Below are 18232 nucleotides of genomic sequence, written 5' to 3' on the forward strand. Positions count from 1 at the left end.
GAGGCCAGAAGCCGGCAACCCGCAGCCCGAGGCCCGCAGCCCGAGGCCCGCAGCCCGCAGCCCGCAGCCCGCAGCCCGCAGCCCGCAGCCCGCAGCCCGCAGCCCGCAGCCCGCAGCCGATTATCCCGCCTTGTGCACGGCCCGCCAGTGATGCAGCAGCGGCTCGGTGTAGCCGGAGGGCTGCTCGAGGCCCTTGAAGATCAGGTCCGAGGCGGCCTGGAAGGCATTCGAGGCAGCGAAGTCGGCACTTATCGGCCGATAGGCCGGGTCGCCGGCGTTCTGGTCGTCGACCACCTTGGCCATGCGCTCCAGGGTCGCCCGCACGCGATCGGCATCCACCACGCCATGATGCAGCCAGTTGGCCACGTGCTGGCTGGAGATGCGCAGGGTGGCGCGGTCTTCCATCAGGCCCACATCGTGGATGTCCGGCACCTTGGAGCAGCCCACGCCGTGCTCGACCCAACGCACCACGTAACCGAGGATGCCCTGGCAATTGTTGTCCAGCTCCTGCTGGATTTCCTCGTCGCTCCAGGTCGGGGACTCGGCCACCGGCACGCTGAGCAGGTCGTCCAGAAGGTCCGGTTCACCCTGGGTCTCCAGCTCGCGCTGCACGTCGGTCACGCTGACCTGGTGGTAGTGCAGGGCATGCAGGGTCGCGGCGGTCGGCGACGGCACCCAGGCGGTGTTGGCGCCGGCCTTCGGATGGCCGATCTTCTGCTCGAGCATGGCCGCCATCAGGTCCGGCATGGCCCACATGCCCTTGCCGATCTGGGCGTGGCCCCGCAGCCCGCAGGCCAGGCCGGTCTGGACATTGTTGCGCTCGTAGGCGCCGATCCAGGCGGTGTGCTTCATGTCACCCTTGCGCACCATGGGGCCGGCCTGCATGGCGGTGTGCATCTCGTCGCCGGTGCGGTCGAGGAAGCCGGTGTTGATGAACACCACCCGCGAGGTGGCCTCGTTGATGCAGGCCTTGAGATTGGCGGAGGTGCGGCGCTCCTCGTCCATGATGCCCATCTTGAGGGTATCGCGCTCGAGGCCCAGCAGGTCCTCGATGCGTCCGAACAGTTCGTTGGCGAAGGCCACTTCCGCCGGGCCGTGCATCTTGGGCTTGACGATGTACACCGAGCCCTCGCGGGAGTTGCGTGCCTCGCCGGCGCCCTTCTGCAGATCGCGGAGAGCGATCAGGCTGGTGACGATGCCGTCGAGAATGCCTTCCGGCAGCTCGTTGCCCTCGGCATCCAGCACCGCCGGGGTGGTCATCAAGTGGCCGACGTTGCGCACGAACAGCAGCGAGCGCCCGGGCAGCGTGATCTCGCCGCCGTCCGGCGTGGTCCAGGAGCGATCCGCCGCCAGCCTGCGGGTGAAGCTCTTGCCGCCCTTTTCGATCTGCTCCTCGAGGTCGCCCTTCATCAGGCCCAGCCAGTTGGCGTAGACGCCGACCTTGTCCTCGGCATCCACCGCTGCCACGGAGTCCTCGCAATCCATGATCGAGGTCAGCGCGGCCTCGACGATCACGTCCTTGACCCCGGCCGGGTCGGTCTTGCCGATCGGGTGGCCGGCGTCGACCTGGATCTCCAGGTGCAGGTCGTGGTTGACCAGCAGCACCGAAGAGGGGGCCGCGGCGTCGCCCAGGTAGCCGACCAGCTTGCCCGGTTCCTTGAGGCCGGTTTCACGCCCGCCTTCCAGGGTCACCACCAGATGGCCGTCACGCAGCGCATACTTGACCGCCTCGCGATGGGAGCCGGTGGCGAGCGGTGCGGCACGATCGAGCACGCCCCGGGCGTAGGCGATGACTTTCTCGGCGCGCTTGGGATTGAAGCTGTCGCCCTTCTCTGCGCCGTCTTCCTCGGCGATGGCGTCGGTGCCATAGAGGGCATCGTAGAGGCTGCCCCAGCGAGCATTGGCGGCATTCAGTGCATAGCGGGCGTTGTTCACCGGCACCACCAGCTGCGGACCGGCCTGGACGGCGATCTCGCGATCGACGTTGACGGTAGTGACGGCTACCTCGGCGGGCACCGGCTGCAGGTAGCCGATACGCTCGAGGAAGCCGCGATAGGCCGCCATGTCGCGCACCGGTCCGCTGTTTTCGCGATGCCAGCCGTCGAGCTCGGCCTGCAGGCGATCGCGCTCGGCGAGCAGTTCGCGGTTCTTCGGTGTCAGATCATGAAAGAGGGCGTCGACGCCGGCCCAGAAGGCCTCGGGGTCGATGCCGGAACCCGGCAGGGCCTGCTCATTGATGAACCGGTCCAGCTCGGCGGCCACCTGCAGGCGGTGGCGGGTGATGCGTTGGGTCATGGGTCGTTCTCCTATGCGGGGCGTTTCGGCGCTCCCCTGGCGCCGAACAGCCGGACAGGGAAAGGTGACTGCGTGATGACAATTTTGTGGAAAATACTTCCACATGTAAACCCAAAGCCTGCGAACCACCCCGCAGACTAGACCAATAGACGAGACCCCGGCGTTGGATGAGCGGCTCGTCATCACGCTGGCGACCGCCCTGACGGAACGCTAGCATGGGCAGGCATTGCGGAGGATCCAATGAGCGACTTCACCCCCTTACAGGCCCTGGGGCCCATTGCGCCAGCCGACCCGTCCGGCACCCCGCTACAGGGCTATCTGGGCCACTATGGCCTGGCGCCCCTGCTCGCCGAGCGGGTCGGTCTCCATGTGGGGTATGTGGACGCCCAGGGCTTTCGCCTGTGGACCCAAGTATGGCGTCCACCCGCTCCGCGCGGCACCATCTTCGTGGTGCACGGCTACTATGACCATCTGGGCCTGTATCGTCACCTGCTCGAGTGCCTACTCGAACGCGGCTGGCAGGTCGTGCTTTGGGACTTGCCGGGCCATGGCCTGTCCAGCGGTGCCCGTGCCACCATCGCCGATTTCGACGAATACGGCGCTTGCTTGCGCAGCCTGCAGTCCCAGCTGGCGGTTCGCGACCTGGCCCCGCGGCCCTGGCTGGGCATCGGACAGAGTACCGGGGCGGCGATCCTGGCCACCGATGCCTTGCGCCGCGGCGATGACGGCCACTGGAACGGCCTGGCCCTGCTGGCGCCGCTGGTGCGCCCCTGGGGCTGGACCCAGTCGAGCTGGCTGCACCGCCTGGTGGGCCCCTTCGTGCGCTCGATTCCCCGCCGCTTCCGCGAGAACTCCACCGACAGCGACTTCGCCGCCTTCCTGCGCGAGGGCGACCCCCTGCAGCCGGATCGCCTGGCCATGGAGTGGGTGGACGCCATGCGGCGCTGGATGCCGCAGCTGCTGGCCATGCCGGCCAGCCAGCTGCCGACGCTGATCCTGCAGGGGGAACAGGACCTGACGGTCGACTGGGAGTGGAACCTTGAGGTCCTGGCACGCAAGTTTCCCCGCGCCGAGATTCATCGCCATCCCGAGGCCAGGCACCATCTGGTCAACGAGGCCGAGCCGATTCGCCGCGTGCTGTTCGAGGAGCTCGAGCGCTTCATCGCTGGCCTGGAGGAACGTCACGACACCACACCTTCGGGAGCCCGCCACCGATGACATCTCGTGCGCTGACCCTGCTGCTCATCCTGCTGCTCGCCGGCTGTACTGCCGGCCCTCCGGAACGTCCGCAGACGGTTCGTCAGGCCCTGTTCGGCCTGGGCGAGCGAGCCGCGGAAGCGGTAGTGGCAGCTCCCACCCTGCCACGCCCCGCCACTGACCAGGTGCTGCTGCTGGCCATGCCGGAGGTCGACGCCCAACTGGGCGTGGCGCAGGACCGCCTGCTCGAGAGCCTGACCCGCGCCCTGCTGGGCCGCGACCAGGGCCCCCAGGTGCTCGACTGGCAGCCATCGCTCTCCCAGGGGGCCGGCGCCAACCAATGGCGCCTGGACAGCCGGCTGGTCGCCGCCGGCCCGCGACTCACGCTGTCCGACCGCACCCTGCTGCCCTATCGCCTGCAGCTGACCCTGCGACGCCCCGGCAGCCAGGCAGCGCTCTGGCAATCGCAGCTGGACGGCGCCCTGGACGCCACGGCCCTGTAGGCCTTCTTCCTTCCGCCCCTCAGCCTTTCAATAGACGATCGAGCTGGCGATAGCCGATGGCCTCGATCAGCTGCTCGCGGCTTGGACGCGGCTCCCCCGCCAGGTCGGCCAGGGTCAGCGCCACCCGCAAGACCCGATGAAAGGCCCGCGCCGAGAGCTGCAACCGCTCCAGCACGCCGGCCAGCCAGGCCCGATCGTCACCGCCCAGCGCACAGGCCGCCTCGAGCTCGCGTCCGCCCAGGTGGGCATTCAGTGCCCCGCGAGCCCACTGGCGCTCGCGGGCCGCCAGTACTCGCTCGCGCACCGCGGCCGACGACTCGCCAGCTTCCCGTGACGTCAACTGCGCCGGCGGCAGCGCCGGCACTTCCACCTGCAGGTCAATGCGGTCCAGCAGCGGGCCGGAGAGGCGCGCCTGGTAGCGCTGGATCTGCGCGGCGGTGCAGTGGCAGGCCTGGCGCGGGTCACCGAGATGGCCGCATGGGCAGGGATTCATCGCCGCCACCAGCTGGAAACGCGCCGGATAGCGGCGCTCGTGATTGGCGCGGGCGATATGGATGCGCCCCGACTCCATGGGTTCGCGCATGACCTCGAGCACCTGGCGCGAAAACTCGGGCAGCTCGTCGAGGAACAGCACGCCCTGGTGGGCCAGCGAGATCTCGCCGGGACGCGGCCGCGAGCCGCCTCCCACCAGGGCCACCGCGCTGGCCGTGTGGTGAGGCGCGCGAAAGGGGCGCTGGCCCCAGTGCTCGCGCAGCGGCATGCCACACACCGAGCGCACCGCCGCCACTTCCAGGGCCTCGTCCTCGGTCAGCGGCGGCAGTATGCCGGGCAGGCGACTGGCCAGCATGGTCTTGCCGGTCCCCGGCGGTCCGGCCAGCAACAGGTTGTGGCCACCGGCCGCGGCGACCTCCAAAGCACGTCGCGCCTGGTGCTGGCCGCGCACTTCGTCGAGATCGGCGGTCGCCCGGGGATTCGCGGGTGGCCGCGAGGCCCGATGGGGCGAGATCGACGTCTGGCCCAGCAGATGCGCCACCACCTCGAGCAGGTGCTCGGCGGGCAGCACCTCGAGCTCTCCGGCCAGCGCCGCCTCGTCGGCGTTGGCCTGCGGCACGATCAGCCGCCGCCCGGCGCGGCGGGTGGCCAGGGCCATCGGCAAGACGCCGGTCACGGGCCGCAGTGCACCATCCAGGGCCAGTTCCCCCGCGCACTCGGTATCGGCCAGCGCCTCCGACGGAATCTGCCCCGAGGCCACCAGCAGCCCCAGGGCGATGGGCAAGTCGAAGCGGCCACCGTCCTTGGGCAGGTCGGCGGGCGCAAGATTGAGGGTGATGCGACGCAGCGGGAAGTCGAAGCCGGCATTGACCAGGGCACTGCGCACCCGCTCGCGACTCTCCTTGACCGCGGCCTCGGGCAGCCCGACCAGGGTGATGCCGGGCAGGCCATTGGCCAGATGGACTTCCACCAGCACCTCGGGCGCCTCGAGACCGAGGCCGGCCCGGGTGCGCACGATCGACAGGGTCATCGGCGGTCCCTCGCACGTTGTCTGCCCTCAAGGCTAGTCCAGCGCAGCGGGGACCGCTCGTCGCCTTAGCGGCCGGTCTCGCCGGCGCCGGCGTCTTCCTCGGGCGTCGACGAGGGACGGTCCGCGGGTATGGCCGCCTCCTCGCCGACCGCCGGCGGCTTGCTTGCCTCACCCGAACGCGACGCGTCCAGCGCCTCCTCCAGGGCGGCGACCTGCTTCTCCAGGGCCTCGACGCGGCCGCGCGTGCGCTGCAATACGTCCATCAGGATGTCGAAGTCCTCCCGCGACACCAGCTCCAGGCGATCGAAGGCACCGCGCACCACCTGCTGGATGCCCTTCTGCACTTCCTCCGGGGCCTGGGAAGCGCCCTGCAGGCGCTCGCCGATCTGCTGGGCCAGACGGCCGATGCGGTCTTGGCTGACCATGTTCTTTCTCCTCACGGTAGGGGGCTGACGACAAGGATACGCAAGCCATTCGACGGACGCATTCTCGACGTCCCCCCAAGGCTCGCCCCCGGATGGCGCAGCTCGACGGCGCATCAGCACCAGAACGGTGCAAAAGGCCATTGCCAGTCTGCACCAGCGAGGCGCCATGACGTCCCGCCCGCCACACAAAACAATGAAATAAAAGTGATATTCAGAAAATTGGCACGGTTTAAGCAGCAGCATGACAGACATGCACATCCACCGCGCGGCACGAGAACCGCGCTCATCCAACAGGGAGATCCGGGATGAAGCTGATCACCGCCATCATCAAGCCCTTCAAGCTCGACGACGTGCGCGAGGCGCTCGCCGACAACGGCGTGCAGGGCATCACCGTCACCGAGGTCAAGGGCTTCGGCCGCCAGAAGGGCCACACCGAACTCTACCGGGGGGCCGAATACGTGGTCGACTTCCTGCCCAAGGTCAAGGTCGAGATCGCCGTGGACGACGGCCGGCTCGACACCGTGCTGGATGCCATCTGCAGCGCCGCCAACAGCGGCAAGATCGGCGACGGCAAGGTCTTCGTGACCCCGCTCGAGGACGTCATCCGCATCCGCACCGGCGAGCGCGGCGCCGATGCGGTCTGAGCCGACCGCCTTTCCCCTTTCATGAGGAGTGACCGTCATGACTGAGTTGACCGAGCTGAGCTACGCGCTCGACACCTTCTACTTCCTGATCTGCGGCGTCCTGGTGATGTGGATGGCCGCCGGCTTCTCGATGCTCGAGGCCGGGCTGGTGCGTTCCAAGAACACCGCCGAGATCCTGACCAAGAACATCGCCCTGTTCGCCATCGCCTGCACCATGTACCTGCTGCTGGGCTACTACCTGATGTACTCCAGCCCCGCGGGCGGCATCCTGCCCAACCTGGGTTTCATGCTGGGCGACGAGAACACCGTGGCCGCGGTGACCGCCGGCGGCGGCGACGCGCCCTACTACTCCATGCGCGCCGACTTCTTCTTCCAGGTGGTGTTCGTGGCGACCGCCATGTCCATCGTCTCCGGGGCCGTGGCCGAGCGCATGAAGCTGTGGGCCTTCCTGGCCTTCGCCGTGGTGATGACCGGCGTCATCTATCCGGTCTCCGGCTACTGGACCTGGGGCGGCGGCTGGCTGTCCGAGGTCGGCTTCTCCGACTACGCCGGTTCCGGCATCGTACACATGGCCGGTGCGGCCGCGGCACTCGCCGGCGTGCTGGTGCTCGGCCCGCGCAAGGGCAAGTACGGCAAGGACGGCAGCATCTTCGCCATCCCCGGCGCCAACCTGCCGCTGGCGACCCTGGGTACCTTCATCCTGTGGATGGGCTGGTTCGGCTTCAACGGCGGCTCCGAGCTGAAGGTGTCCGACGTGAGCTCGGCCAACAACATGGCGCAGGTGCTGGTGAACACCAACGCCGCCGCCGCCGGCGGGGTGATCGCCGCGCTGATCCTGGCCAAGGCCTGGTTCCGCAAGGCCGACCTGACCATGGCCCTCAACGGCGCCATCGCCGGCCTGGTGTCCATCACCGCCGACCCGCTGTCGCCCAGTGCCCTGGGTGCCACCCTGATCGGCGCCATCGGCGGCCTGCTGGTGGTGGTCGCCATCGTCGGCCTCGACAAGCTCAAGCTCGACGATCCGGTCGGTGCCATCTCCGCCCACGGCGTAGCCGGCATCTGGGGCGTGCTCGCCGTGCCGCTGACCAACGACGGCGCCACCTTCGGTGCCCAGATCATCGGCATCGTCGGCATCTTCGCCTGGGTCTTCGTCGCCAGCCTGGTCGTGTGGCTGATCATCAAGGCGATCATGGGCGTGCGCGTCAGCGAAGAAGAGGAATACGAAGGCGTGGACCTGGCCGAATGCGGGCTCGAGGCCTACCCCGAGTTCACCACCTCCAAGGTGCACGGCGGCGGTACCGGCCGCAGCCGCTCCGAAGGCCTGGGCCAGCCCCAGCCCATGACACCGCGTCCCCAGTGACCTGCCCACGACGCTCCACGAAGATGGCCCCCACGCGGGGCCATTTTTTTTTCCGCCCGCAGCGGGTGTATGCTCTGGCACAATGACCCCAGACGGATGGCGAGCGTCGCCATCGGATACGGACAACGCGAGGACATGACCATGAAACTGGTGACCGCCATCATCAAGCCGTTCAAGCTCGACGACGTACGCGAATCGCTCTCGGAGATCGGCGTCCAGGGCATCACCGTCACCGAGGTCAAGGGCTTCGGTCGCCAGAAGGGCCACACCGAGCTGTATCGCGGCGCCGAATACGTGGTCGATTTCCTGCCCAAGGTGAAGCTCGAGGTGGCCGTGGACGAGTCCATGGCAGAGCAGGTGATCGATGCCATCACTCAAGTGGCCAACACCGGCAAGATCGGCGACGGCAAGATCTTCGTCACCGCCCTGGAACAGGTGATCCGCATCCGCACCGGCGAGACCGACAAGGACGCCGTCTAAGCTCGAAGCTCGAAGCTCGAAGCTCGAAGCTCGAAGCTCAGGCAACATAAATGAAACCGCCCCCACGGCAAGCGCCTGGGGGCGGTTTTTCTTACAGCTCATAGCTTCCAGCCGCGAAGCGGCGCTCTTCCGGCTCCCGGCGAAGCCGGGCGGATCAGAAGTGGAACTGGGCGCTGGCCTGCAGCCGGCTGGCGTCCACTTCGTCGCCGCTGATCTTCTCCAGGTCGACGTACTGGTATTCCAGGCCCACCGTCATGCGCGAGTTGACGTCCCAGATCAGGTTGACGTGGGAGAACTGCACGGTGTCGGTCATGCCCTGGAAGGCCGGGGCGTCGTCCGGCAGGTCCTGGCTGACCACCGAGGTGCCGATGGAACTCATCCAGGCGTCGTTCCAGTGGTGGTCCAGCGACACACCGAAGCTCTGCAGGTCGACGGTCTCGAGGTTGCCGTCGGCGTCCAGGTAGGCGTCCGGGGCCCGGAACTTGGCGCCCGAGGCCGGCACGTAGTCCAGGTAGCCGCCCAGGCCGCTGCCCACCATCATGTTGCCCTTGAGGGTGGTGCTGCCCATCGGCAGCGCCGCCTGGGCGATCACCCCATAGCCGGTGGCGCTCTCGTCCTGGCCACTCACCGCCGAGTCGGTGGAGAACCGGCGCACCACCCCGGAGATCCCGAAGTTGCGCTTGTAGCGATAGCGCATGGTCAGGTCCGGCAGCTCGGTGTTCTCGTCGGCGGCGCCGCCGGGACCGAGATCGGAGATCGAGGACTCGGGGTTCTCCAGAGCCACCGCAAAGGTGTTGGCGCCCGACTGGTAGGTATAGCGCACCTGCTCGGGGCGCCCGGTGGCGTAGCCGATCGGCCCGCCCAGCTTGAGAATCCGCGGCGTTCCCAGGAAGAACATGGCGTTGGTCCAGGTCTGACCCGCCAGGAAGCCGTTGTACTCGCCGTAGGCGTGGCGCAGGTTGAACTTGTTGTCGGGCGCGAAGTGGCCCTCGAAGTAGGTCTTCAGCATCTCGTCGCCGAAGCGAGTCTGGGTGCGGAAGTTCAGCCGCGTCTCCTGGGCGGTGAAGGTGGTCTTGCCGTCGGTGGCGTTGGCTTCGCTGGCGGCGGCCAGCGGGTCGGTGATCTCGCCCAGGTCGTAGTCGAAATCGTAGAGGGCGTCGAACTTGACGTAGCCGCCGAAGGCCACATCGGTATTGGTGCCCGGAATGTTGAAGGTGCTGCGGTGATTCCAGGGCGCGCCCACACGGCTCGGCTCGCCGGTGACGACGGGCTGACCGGCCTCGACCACATCGAAGGCCGAGGAACTTTGGGCCGCAAGGAATCCTGCCGGCAGCAGGGCCAGCATCAGGGTCTTCTTGGCTTGCATAAGAGTCTCTCTTGATTCGTTGTTATGAAACGGAAGCTAAAAAATTGTTTTTTTCGTTCATGTTCTCTCGATGTTCCCTCGCCTCTCCTCCATCGCAGTAGTGGTGGTATGAGGCGTCACCGGCTCACCGGTGACGCCGAGCATCAGTAGAGGGTCTTCTGGGGCGGGCCGGCGAACTCCAGCGGTCCGACGCTGGCCATGTCCACCTCGACCACCGCCGGACCGGCACGGCCCACGGCCTCGGCCAGCACGGCCTGGAAGTCGTCGCCGTGGCCGACCTTCCAGCGCGGCAGGCCCAGGGCCTCGGCCATGGCCTGGAAGTCCGGAGTGTGCAGGTCGTTGTAGTACTGACGACCCTCGAAGTACTTGTCCTGGATGCCCCGCATCACGCCGTAGCCGCCGTCGTTCATCACCACCAGGGTCATGTCGAGGCCTTCCTGGGCCAGGGTGGCCAGCTCGCCGACCATCAGCATCAGGCCGCCATCGCCGACCACGGTGACCACCTTGCGGCCCTCGGCGCCCACCGCGCAGCCGATGCCGGTGGCCAGGCCCTGGCCGATGGCACCGGCCAGCGAATGGATGTTGGTCAGCGGGCGCTCGATGGGCAGCAGCCGACTGCCCCAGGTGCTGCCGGAGACGGTGATGTCGCGCACGAAGATGCCGTCCGCAGGCAGCGACTCGCGCACCGCGTCGCAGAGCTTGGCGTACTCGCCGACCTGATCACGCAGCGCTCGCTCGGCGGCGGCCACGGCCTTGGCGACCTCGCGGTCGACCTCGGCGTCGGGGGCGCGCTTGCCTTCCAGGCGATCGGCCAGGCGCGACAGCACGTCGCCGCACTCGCCGCACAGGAAGGCGTCGGCGGGATAGTTGCGGTGAGCCGCCGCCGGATCGACGTCGATCTGCACCAGCGGCCGCGGCAGGTCCACCGAGTAGGTGCGGGTCTCGTTGCTGCGCAGCCGCGAGCCGGCCACCAGCATCAGGTCGCTGGCGGCGAACAGCTCTTCCACCGCCGGGGCGCTGTGGAAGGCGCGCAGGCTGCGCGGATGGCTGTCGGGCAGCACGCCGCGGGCGTGGGTGCTGGAGACCACCGGGATGCCGGCGTCGGCCAGGCGACGCACGGCCTCACCGGCCTCCAGGCAGCCGCCGCCGATCCACAGCACCGGCCGCTCGGCGGCCAGCAGCCGCTCGGCCAGGGCGTCGACCTCGGCGTCGGCGACCCGGGCCGGCGCGGCGGGAGACGCCGGCGCGGTCTCGATCCACTCGACCTGGCTGGCCTGGATGTCGATGGGAATCTCCAGGCTCACCGGACCGCGCGGCAGGGTCATCGCCTCCTGGATGGCGCGATGCAGCAGCGGCACCACCTGCTCGGGGGTACAGGCGCGGTAGGCGCGCTTGGAGCAGGCCGCGAGGAAGCCCATCTGGTCGCGGGTCTCGTGGATGAAGCCGGCGTCGCGATCCAGGTAGGCCTTCTCGACCTGGCCGGTGATGTGCAGCAGCGGGGTACCGGCGTTGAGCGCCTCGAGCATGGCGCCCACGGCATTGCCGGCACCGGCGCCGGTGCTGGTCAGGGCCACGCCGAGCCCGCCGACGCGGGTGTGGCCGTCGGCCATGGTCACCGCCCCGGCCTCGCCGCGGGAGGGTACGAAGCGTACCCGCTCGCGCTGGCCGATGGCGTCGGCGATCGGCAGGTTGTGGATGGAAATCACGCCATACACGGCCGAGACCGCGTGGGCTTCCAGGGTGCGGGCGACGGCTTCGCCCACGGTGATGGTGGTCATGATGCTAATCCTCTGTGACCGTGGGCGCTCAGTCGCACCAGCTGTTGGGGTTCGCGTCGAGGCCCAGGTACAGGCTCTTCTGCTGCATGTAGGCCTGGATGCCCTGGCGGCCCTTCTCGCGGCCCAGGCCGCTCTCCTTGTAGCCGCCGAAGGGCGTCGAGATGGAGAACTTCTTGTAGGTGTTGATCCACACCGTGCCGGCCTCGAGCCGGTCGGCGAGACGCAGGGCCGCGCGGTAGTCGGCGCTCCAGATGCCGGCGGCCAGGCCGTAGACGTTGTCGTTGGCCAGGCCCACCAGCTCGTCCTCGTCGTCATAGGGCAGCGCCACCAGCACCGGGCCGAAGATCTCCTCCTGGCAGACCGCGCTGTCGTGGGGCAGGCCCTCGATCAGGGTCGGCGGATAGAAGCTGCCCGCGGCCAGCTCGCCCTCGCTGGGGATCACGCCGCCAGCGCGGATACGGCCACCCTCCTCGCGGGCCCGCTCGACGTAGGCCGCCACGCCGTCGCGGTGCGCCTCGCTGATCAGCGGTCCCAGGTGCACGCCCGGGGTCTCGGGGTGACCGACGCGCAGCTCGCGGGCGATGGTCTCGAGACGCGCCATCACCTCGTCGTAGCGGCTGCGGTGGATGAACAGCCGCGAGCCGGCGATGCAGGCCTGGCCGGCGGAGCTGAAGATGCCGTAGGCCACGCCCTTCACCGCCTGCTCCAGGTCGGCATCCTCGCGGATGATGGTCGGCGACTTGCCGCCCAGCTCCAGGGAGGTGCCGATCAGCTTGTCGGCGGCCACGTGGGCCAGGTGGCGACCGGTGCTGGTGCCGCCGGTGAAGGAGATCTTGCGCACCTTGGGATGGCGGGCGATGGCCTCGCCGATCACCCGGCCGCGGCCCGGCAGCACGCTGAGCAGCCCCTTGGGCAGGCCGGCTTCCTCGAACAGCTCGGCGAGCTTGAGCGCCATCAGCGGGGTGGCCTCGGCGGGCTTGAGCACCACGGCATTGCCGCCGGCCAGCGCCGGGGCGACCTTCTGCATCTCGCTGGCAATCGGCGAATTCCACGGCGTGATGGCGGCGATCACCCCGAGCGGCTCGTACTGGCTCAGGGTCAGGAACTCGGCGCTGCGGCGGGTGGGCAGCTCGCCCTCCAGGGTCTCGCAGGCCGCCGCGAAGTAGCGCGCGGTACCGGCAGCGCTGGCCACCAGGCCGCGGGCCTCGGCCAGCGGCTTGCCGTTGTCGCGGGTCTGCAGCGCGGCGAGCTCGTCGAGTCGCTCGCGGATCAGGTCGCTGACGCGATACAGCACCTCGGCCCGCTCATGGGGCAGGCGCTCGCGCCAGGCGGGAGCACGCCAGGCCGCGTCGGCGGCGGCGATCGCCTCCTCGACGTCGTCGAGGCTCGCGGCGTTGAGCTCGGCGTTGACCGAGCCGTCGGCGGGAAAGCGCGACACCATGGGGTCGCCGCGGCCCTCGCGCCATTCGCCGGCAACGAAAATCTTCAGGGTCATCTCGGACACCTCCCTTAGAACGAGACCGGCTCGAGCGCCTGGCGACAGGCGCGCACCACCGACAGGGCGGCGAGGGTCGAGGTCTTGGGATTGCTTTCCAGGGGGTAGCCGTTGAGCTCGATGGTGAACTCGCCGAAGCGGCCCCTGGCATGAATACGATGAGTGTTTCGCGTGGTCGCCGGATCGACGGTCAGCTTCACCCGAGTGTCGCGCATGCCCACGCCGGCCAGGGCGATGGTGGCGGCGACGTTGGAGTTGGCCGGGAACAGCCTCGCGGCCTCGCCGGCGTCGCCCTCGAAGAACACCGTCTTCTCGGCGACGGCATCGAGGTCGACGAGCCGTTCGGCGTGGCTGCCCTTCCAACTGCGCGGCGCCTTGCAGGCCTCGTAGGTGACCTCGTCCAGGCCGCCCTCGCGGGCCGCCGACAGACCGTCCATGCCGGCTACCGCACCGGACAGCAGCTGCATGCGCCCGCCGCCCTCGCGAGCCGCGGTGGCGAGCCGCTCGTACAGGGCCTCGTCGGACAGCGCACCGGTGGCCACTACCGCCAGGGTCAGGCCGCGGCGCAGCACCGCCTCGCCGTGCTCGGCCAGGCCCGGCTGGCCGGCACACTCCACCACCAGGTCGGGGCGCGCGGCGCACTGGTCGATGGCGGTCAGCACCTCGGCCTGGCCGGCCAGGCGGTCGCGCACCCCGGCGGCGAAGGCCTCCGGCACCACCACCCAGGCCAGTTCCAGTCCCTCGGGCAGCAGGCGGTGCACCTCGCTGCCCATGGCGCCGTAGCCGATCATCATCAGTCGTTTGGTCATGGGGTTCTCCGCGTCGTCACAGGTGGCGGTTGAAGCCACCGGAGACGTCCAGGGCGGCGCCGGTGGTGAAGGAAGCCATCGGGGAGGCCAGGAAGACCAGCGCGCGGGCCGGCTCCTGCGGGCGGCCCAGGCGCCCCATGGGGATGCCGCGCTTGGCGGCGATGGCGCCGGTCCACGCCTCCCAGCTCTGGGAGGTGTCGTCGCGCTGCTCGAAGCGGCGGCGCCACTGGCCGGACTCGACCATGCCCAGCAGGATGGAGTTGACCCGGATGCCGTCACCGATCAGCTCGTGGGACAGCGAGTGGGTCATGTTGAGCAGCGCGGCCCGCGCCGCCGAGGTGGCGATCATGTGCGGCTCGGGCTGCAGGGCCAGCAGCGAATTGACGCAGGTCAGCGAGCCGATCTCGGACGCCGCCAGCTGCTCGCGGAAGGCGCTCAGCGGATTGATGACCCCGAACAGCTTGAGGTTGGCCTCGGACAGCCAGGCCTCCCGCGGGGTGTCGTCGAAATGGGCCACGTAGCCCTGGCCGGCGTTGGCGATCAGCATGTCGGCGCCGCCGAACCGGCCGCGCACCGCCTCGGCGAAGGCCGCACAGGAGGCCTCGTCGAGCACGTCGCAGGTCTCGGCCAGCAGCTCGGCGGCGGGGAATTCCTCGGCCAGGGCGGCGCGGGCCGCCTCGAGCCGTTCGGGGTTGCGGCCGCACAGCGCCACCCGGGCGCCATGGGTCAGCAGCAGGCGCACGGTCTCGAGGCCGATCCCGGAGGATCCGCCGGTGACCACCGCCACCCGGTCTTCGATCATAAAGCTCATGGTGTCGTCCTCGTCAGTTCCGGGTGGATGGCGCCAGCAGCGGCCCGGCGAAGGCCGCGACGGCCGCGCCGAAGGCCTCAGGCGCATCGATGTAGCTGGCATGCCCGGCACGCGGCAGGCCGCGATAGGGCAGCCCCAGGCGCTCGGCCAGGGCCCGTGAGGCCTCGGGCGTGGTGATGGCATCCTCGTCGCCGCACAGCACCGTGGCCGGCACCGGCAGCCCCTCGGGCAGGTAGCCCTCCAGGGCATCGTTGGCCAGCATCCAGCAGGCCTGGGCGAAGCCCTTCACGTGCAGGCGCTGCATGCCCTCGCGGACCCGGGCGACATCGGCATCATCGGCGCCATCACGCAGCAGGCGCGGGGCGCGGGCCGCGGCATAGGCCTCATGGCCCTGCTCGACCAGCATCGTCCAGCGGCTGCGGTAGACGCTGTCGCGCTTGGCGTCGTCGGCATCCCGATAGCCGAGCGCCGGGTCGGCCAGGACCACCCCGGCCAGCCGCTCGGGCCGGCGAGCGGCGAAGGCACTGGCCATCATCGCCCCCAGCGAGTGGCCGACCAGCACGCAGCGCTCGATGCCCAAGGCGTCGAGCCAGGCCTCGAGGCGCACGGTGTAGTCGGCCGCCGTGGGCTCGGCCGCGGCCAGCGGCTGGCTGTCGCCGTAGCCCGGAGCGTCCCAGGCCAGCAGCCGATAGCCACCCAGGTGCGCGGCCAGCGGTGCCCAGGAGGCCGCCCCGGAGCTGATGCCGTGGAGCAGCACGATGGCGGGGCCCTCGCCGGTCTCGCGGTAGGCCTGGCGGCCGGCGTCGAGCGTCAGGGTCTGGGGTGTCATGGCCGGCCCACTCATCCGTTGCGCTTGACCTTGGACAGCGGATGATCGTCCGGATAGGTCGGGATCTGCGGCTTGGGCGTACCCAGCATCACGCACATCAGCGCCTCTTCCTCGCTCTCGTTGAGCAGGCCGCGGTAGATGCCCGGCGGCACGGAGACCACGTCACGCTCCCCGAGCACGGTCTCGGTGTAGTGGTCGCCATCCTTGAGGAACAGGCGAATGGAGCCCTTGAGGACGAAGAACACTTCCTCGACGTCGTCATGCACGTGCAGCGGCCCCTCGCACTTGGACGGCAGCACCATGGTCGAGAAGGTGAAGTGCTCGGCCGGGATGGTGTTGGTGTCGTCGGCCACGCCGGTGGCACCGGTGCCGATGTAGCGCATCTGGGCACGGCGATACTTGGGATCGAAGTCGGCCTGGAACTTCAGGGCGTTCCAGTCGTACTTGCGACCCTTGAAGCGGGCGATGCGGGACTCGATCCAGTCCTCGAAGGACAGATCGTCGGGTTTACTCCAGGTAGCGAACTGCTCGGACATGGTGTCTCTCCTCGGGATCGCGCTTGGGTGTCGGGGAGGCCTCGTTGCGCGTGTCGCCCGGCTAGCGGCCGGATTCAGGACGAGGGGTCCCCGTGCCGGCCGCCCGTGGGCGACCGACCTCGATGGTGAAACTTGAGTGCTGCTCGATCGGCCAGCCCCGGGGCCGGCCTTGGCTCAGGCGTCGGCCTTCTTCTGGCGCCGGGTCTCGGCGTCGATGCCGCCCTCGATGGCCCACTCGGTGAACGATTCCAGGGAGTGCTGCATCTCGCGCGGCACCCAGGCCTCGGTCAGGTAGTCCTCGTTGGTGTAGTACTCGAAGGCACCGCCCAGCGGGCTGTTGACGTACCAGAAGTAGGCCGAGGAGATCGGGTGGCGGCCGGGGCCGATGAAGGTGCTCCACTGGCGACGGTTCATCGCCAGGCCGCCGCCGATCACCTCGTGGATGTCGCGCACGGTGAAGGCCACGTGGTTGAGGCCCGCGCCGCGGTGCGGCAGCTTGAGCAGGAAGATGTTGTGATGGCCGCCACGCGCCTGCATGCGCAGGAAGACGGCGCGGTCGATGTAGCGATCGGAGACCGAGAAGCCCAGCAGTTCGCGGTAGAAGCGCTCGCTGGCCTCCAGGTCGTCGACGAAGAACACCGCGTGGCCGATGCCCGCCGGGGTGGCCCGCTCGTAGACCGGACTCGGCTGGTCGACGCGCTGCATGTCACCCCACTGGTTGATCGGCGTGACCTCCAGTTCGACGTCGTGCAGCCGAGTGGGCCGGATGCACACGGTCAGGCCGTTGGGATCGCGGCATTCGAGGCGATCGCCGTGGTCGACGTAGCCGGGCTGGTCGCGCAGGCGCTCGCGCAGCGGCTCCAGGGCCTCGAGATTCGCCACGCCCCAGGTCATGCGACGCAGGGTCGAGCCCTCCTCGAAGGCCGCCGGCAGCGCCGGGTCGTCGATGGAGCGCACCGCCAGGCGGGCGCCGTTGAGCGTCTCGAAGGTCGCGGCTCCCGCCTCGCCGTCGACCGGCGCCAGGCCGAAGTCCTCGACGAACTGCTTGCCGGCCTCGACGTCCTCGGCGCCGAACTCCAATGCTTCGATACCCACGATACTCATGTCGATCTCCTGCTCTTGTGTGACGTCGACCGCCATGCTGGGCGATGTCACGGACACAAAGGGTCCCCGCTCGCGAGGCAAGCGCCTCGCGACAGTCGTCTGGTTGCCGTGTTGGCTCGAGCCGGACGTCAAGCGTCCGACGGGTTGGATCAGGGCGTCTTCATCTCATCTGACGCTGCCCTCCGGCGCCGCCCTGGTAGCCCAGCAGGTTGGAGATGCCGTTGGCCGCCTCGGCGACCTCGAGGCGCAGGCGCTCGCGGTCGGCTTCGGGAATCTCGTGCACCGGCACCATGATGCTGACCACGCCCTCGACCTCGCCGTCATGGTTGTAGAGCGGGTAGACGATCGAGGAGATGCCGAACTGGAAGAACGACTCGGCGATCACGTAGCCGCGCTCGCGATCCTCCTGGACCAGCTGCCACAGCGCCTCGCGGTCGGCGGGAGCGCCGGGCTCCGCGTCCGGCAGCGTCGATTCCGGGTAGAGCGCCTCGAACTCCTGGCGACTCAGGCCGGTCAGCAGCATCCGCCCCAGGGAGGTGCGGTGCGCCGGCAGCCGCGTGCCGACGCTGACCCGGCGCACGGTGGCGTTGGCGGCGCTGACCCGGGCCACATAGATGACGTCGCGGCCGTCGCGGATGGCGATATGGCTCGAGCAGCCGGTCTTGTCGCGCAGCGACTCGATCACTGGCTGGCCGACCTGGACCACGTCCAGGGAAGCGACGTACTCGAAGCCGAGCCGCAGCACGTTGACCCCCAGCGAATACAGGCCGGTGGACGGATGACGCCGGATGAAGCCCATGTATTCCAGCGTCTGGATGGCGCGATAGGCCGTCGCCTTGGGGATATCGACGCACTTGACGATCTCGGCGAAGCTCATCTCCCGGTGGCTGCGACTCAGCTCCATCAGGATGATCAGGCCGCGCTCCAGGCCCGGGATCAGGTACTTCCTTGCGTCCTTCTCGGTGTCGCTCATCGCGTCATCGCCTCTTGGTGTGGGTCGGTTTCCGCGCCGGCTGGCGGGCTCCTCTCTGAGCCCTGGCGCCCTTGCGCCTACGATACCGGAATCGGGACCCGGGAG

General features: G+C 69.1%; 17 protein-coding genes. 5 read left to right on the forward strand and 12 right to left on the reverse strand.

Annotated elements, in window-relative coordinates; all coding sequences use genetic code 11:
- Positions 1-120: 120 nt before the first annotated feature.
- The gene (locus FHR96_RS11095; RefSeq protein WP_183387752.1) at positions 121-2295 is read right to left on the reverse strand and encodes a malate synthase G; all 2175 of its coding nucleotides are present in this window, start codon (positions 2293-2295) and stop codon (positions 121-123) included.
- A 240-nt stretch (positions 2296-2535) separates the two neighbouring features.
- Between FHR96_RS11095 and FHR96_RS11100 the strand changes: the two genes are divergently transcribed.
- Entirely contained in the window at positions 2536-3513 is a 978-nt protein-coding gene (locus tag FHR96_RS11100) for an alpha/beta hydrolase (protein ID WP_183387753.1), read from the forward strand.
- A complete protein-coding gene (locus FHR96_RS11105; protein WP_183387754.1) occupies positions 3510-3995 on the forward strand; it encodes a hypothetical protein in 486 nt (161 codons plus the stop codon). Before FHR96_RS11100 ends, FHR96_RS11105 begins: the two co-directional genes overlap by 4 nt.
- 19 nt (positions 3996-4014) lie before the next feature.
- On the opposite strand, the gene FHR96_RS11110 is transcribed toward FHR96_RS11105, so the two are convergent.
- On the reverse strand, positions 4015-5517 hold the full coding sequence (locus FHR96_RS11110; RefSeq protein WP_183387755.1) for a YifB family Mg chelatase-like AAA ATPase: 1503 nt from the start codon (positions 5515-5517) through the stop codon (positions 4015-4017).
- Positions 5518-5582: 65 nt separating this feature from the next.
- Complete coding sequence (locus FHR96_RS11115) at positions 5583-5942, reverse strand: accessory factor UbiK family protein (RefSeq protein WP_183387756.1); 360 nt, start codon at positions 5940-5942, stop codon at positions 5583-5585.
- A 305-nt stretch (positions 5943-6247) separates the two neighbouring features.
- Between FHR96_RS11115 and FHR96_RS11120 the strand changes: the two genes are divergently transcribed.
- From FHR96_RS11120 to glnK, 3 genes are all read left to right on the forward strand, one after another.
- Complete coding sequence (locus FHR96_RS11120; RefSeq protein WP_016855902.1) at positions 6248-6586, forward strand: P-II family nitrogen regulator; 339 nt, start codon at positions 6248-6250, stop codon at positions 6584-6586.
- A 37-nt stretch (positions 6587-6623) separates the two neighbouring features.
- Positions 6624-7946 carry an ammonium transporter gene (locus FHR96_RS11125; protein WP_183387757.1) on the forward strand — a complete coding sequence of 441 codons (1323 nt, stop codon included), beginning with the start codon at positions 6624-6626 and terminating at the stop codon, positions 7944-7946.
- A 141-nt stretch (positions 7947-8087) separates the two neighbouring features.
- The gene (gene glnK / locus FHR96_RS11130; RefSeq protein ID WP_183383023.1) at positions 8088-8426 is read left to right on the forward strand and encodes a P-II family nitrogen regulator; all 339 of its coding nucleotides are present in this window, start codon (positions 8088-8090) and stop codon (positions 8424-8426) included.
- Positions 8427-8580: 154 nt separating this feature from the next.
- On the opposite strand, the gene FHR96_RS11135 is transcribed toward glnK, so the two are convergent.
- The 9 genes from FHR96_RS11135 to FHR96_RS11175 form a co-directional block, all read right to left on the reverse strand.
- Positions 8581-9792 carry a DcaP family trimeric outer membrane transporter gene (locus FHR96_RS11135; protein ID WP_183387758.1) on the reverse strand — a complete coding sequence of 404 codons (1212 nt, stop codon included), beginning with the start codon at positions 9790-9792 and terminating at the stop codon, positions 8581-8583.
- Positions 9793-9935: 143 nt separating this feature from the next.
- Positions 9936-11570 carry a thiamine pyrophosphate-binding protein gene (locus FHR96_RS11140; RefSeq protein ID WP_221195784.1) on the reverse strand — a complete coding sequence of 545 codons (1635 nt, stop codon included), beginning with the start codon at positions 11568-11570 and terminating at the stop codon, positions 9936-9938.
- A 28-nt stretch (positions 11571-11598) separates the two neighbouring features.
- Positions 11599-13065: an aldehyde dehydrogenase gene (locus tag FHR96_RS11145; RefSeq protein ID WP_183387759.1), complete on the reverse strand. Its 1467-nt coding sequence runs from the start codon at positions 13063-13065 to the stop codon at positions 11599-11601.
- Positions 13066-13079: 14 nt separating this feature from the next.
- Positions 13080-13874 carry an aspartate dehydrogenase gene (locus FHR96_RS11150; RefSeq protein WP_183387760.1) on the reverse strand — a complete coding sequence of 265 codons (795 nt, stop codon included), beginning with the start codon at positions 13872-13874 and terminating at the stop codon, positions 13080-13082.
- A 16-nt stretch (positions 13875-13890) separates the two neighbouring features.
- Complete coding sequence (locus FHR96_RS11155; RefSeq protein ID WP_183387761.1) at positions 13891-14685, reverse strand: SDR family oxidoreductase; 795 nt, start codon at positions 14683-14685, stop codon at positions 13891-13893.
- Positions 14686-14698: 13 nt separating this feature from the next.
- Positions 14699-15514, reverse strand: coding sequence for an alpha/beta fold hydrolase (locus FHR96_RS11160; protein ID WP_183387762.1), 816 nt, complete (start codon positions 15512-15514; stop codon positions 14699-14701).
- An 11-nt stretch (positions 15515-15525) separates the two neighbouring features.
- A complete protein-coding gene (locus FHR96_RS11165; protein WP_183387763.1) occupies positions 15526-16050 on the reverse strand; it encodes a cupin domain-containing protein in 525 nt (174 codons plus the stop codon).
- Between the two features lie 174 nt (positions 16051-16224).
- On the reverse strand, positions 16225-17154 hold the full coding sequence (locus FHR96_RS11170) for a VOC family protein (protein ID WP_183387764.1): 930 nt from the start codon (positions 17152-17154) through the stop codon (positions 16225-16227).
- A 160-nt stretch (positions 17155-17314) separates the two neighbouring features.
- The gene (locus FHR96_RS11175) at positions 17315-18127 is read right to left on the reverse strand and encodes an IclR family transcriptional regulator (RefSeq protein WP_183387765.1); all 813 of its coding nucleotides are present in this window, start codon (positions 18125-18127) and stop codon (positions 17315-17317) included.
- Positions 18128-18232 lie beyond the last annotated feature (105 nt).

The organism is Halomonas organivorans, from assembly GCF_014192055.1.
In the GTDB taxonomy this organism is placed as follows: Bacteria; Pseudomonadota; Gammaproteobacteria; order Pseudomonadales; family Halomonadaceae; genus Halomonas; species Halomonas organivorans.

What these genes read in the sequence shown, in the direction of transcription:
- FHR96_RS11095 (WP_183387752.1), bottom strand. Translation starts at nt 2,295, where the DNA reads ATGACCCAACGCATCACCCGCCACCGCCTGCAGGTGGCCGCCGAGCTG.
- FHR96_RS11100 (WP_183387753.1), top strand. Translation starts at nt 2,536, where the DNA reads ATGAGCGACTTCACCCCCTTACAGGCCCTGGGGCCCATTGCGCCAGCC.
- FHR96_RS11105 (WP_183387754.1), top strand. Translation starts at nt 3,510, where the DNA reads ATGACATCTCGTGCGCTGACCCTGCTGCTCATCCTGCTGCTCGCCGGC.
- FHR96_RS11110 (WP_183387755.1), bottom strand. Translation starts at nt 5,517, where the DNA reads ATGACCCTGTCGATCGTGCGCACCCGGGCCGGCCTCGGTCTCGAGGCG.
- FHR96_RS11115 (WP_183387756.1), bottom strand. Translation starts at nt 5,942, where the DNA reads ATGGTCAGCCAAGACCGCATCGGCCGTCTGGCCCAGCAGATCGGCGAG.
- FHR96_RS11120 (WP_016855902.1), top strand. Translation starts at nt 6,248, where the DNA reads ATGAAGCTGATCACCGCCATCATCAAGCCCTTCAAGCTCGACGACGTG.
- FHR96_RS11125 (WP_183387757.1), top strand. Translation starts at nt 6,624, where the DNA reads ATGACTGAGTTGACCGAGCTGAGCTACGCGCTCGACACCTTCTACTTC.
- glnK (WP_183383023.1), top strand. Translation starts at nt 8,088, where the DNA reads ATGAAACTGGTGACCGCCATCATCAAGCCGTTCAAGCTCGACGACGTA.
- FHR96_RS11135 (WP_183387758.1), bottom strand. Translation starts at nt 9,792, where the DNA reads ATGCAAGCCAAGAAGACCCTGATGCTGGCCCTGCTGCCGGCAGGATTC.
- FHR96_RS11140 (WP_221195784.1), bottom strand. Translation starts at nt 11,570, where the DNA reads ATGACCACCATCACCGTGGGCGAAGCCGTCGCCCGCACCCTGGAAGCC.
- FHR96_RS11145 (WP_183387759.1), bottom strand. Translation starts at nt 13,065, where the DNA reads ATGACCCTGAAGATTTTCGTTGCCGGCGAATGGCGCGAGGGCCGCGGC.
- FHR96_RS11150 (WP_183387760.1), bottom strand. Translation starts at nt 13,874, where the DNA reads ATGACCAAACGACTGATGATGATCGGCTACGGCGCCATGGGCAGCGAG.
- FHR96_RS11155 (WP_183387761.1), bottom strand. Translation starts at nt 14,685, where the DNA reads ATGAGCTTTATGATCGAAGACCGGGTGGCGGTGGTCACCGGCGGATCC.
- FHR96_RS11160 (WP_183387762.1), bottom strand. Translation starts at nt 15,514, where the DNA reads ATGACACCCCAGACCCTGACGCTCGACGCCGGCCGCCAGGCCTACCGC.
- FHR96_RS11165 (WP_183387763.1), bottom strand. Translation starts at nt 16,050, where the DNA reads ATGTCCGAGCAGTTCGCTACCTGGAGTAAACCCGACGATCTGTCCTTC.
- FHR96_RS11170 (WP_183387764.1), bottom strand. Translation starts at nt 17,154, where the DNA reads ATGAGTATCGTGGGTATCGAAGCATTGGAGTTCGGCGCCGAGGACGTC.
- FHR96_RS11175 (WP_183387765.1), bottom strand. Translation starts at nt 18,127, where the DNA reads ATGAGCGACACCGAGAAGGACGCAAGGAAGTACCTGATCCCGGGCCTG.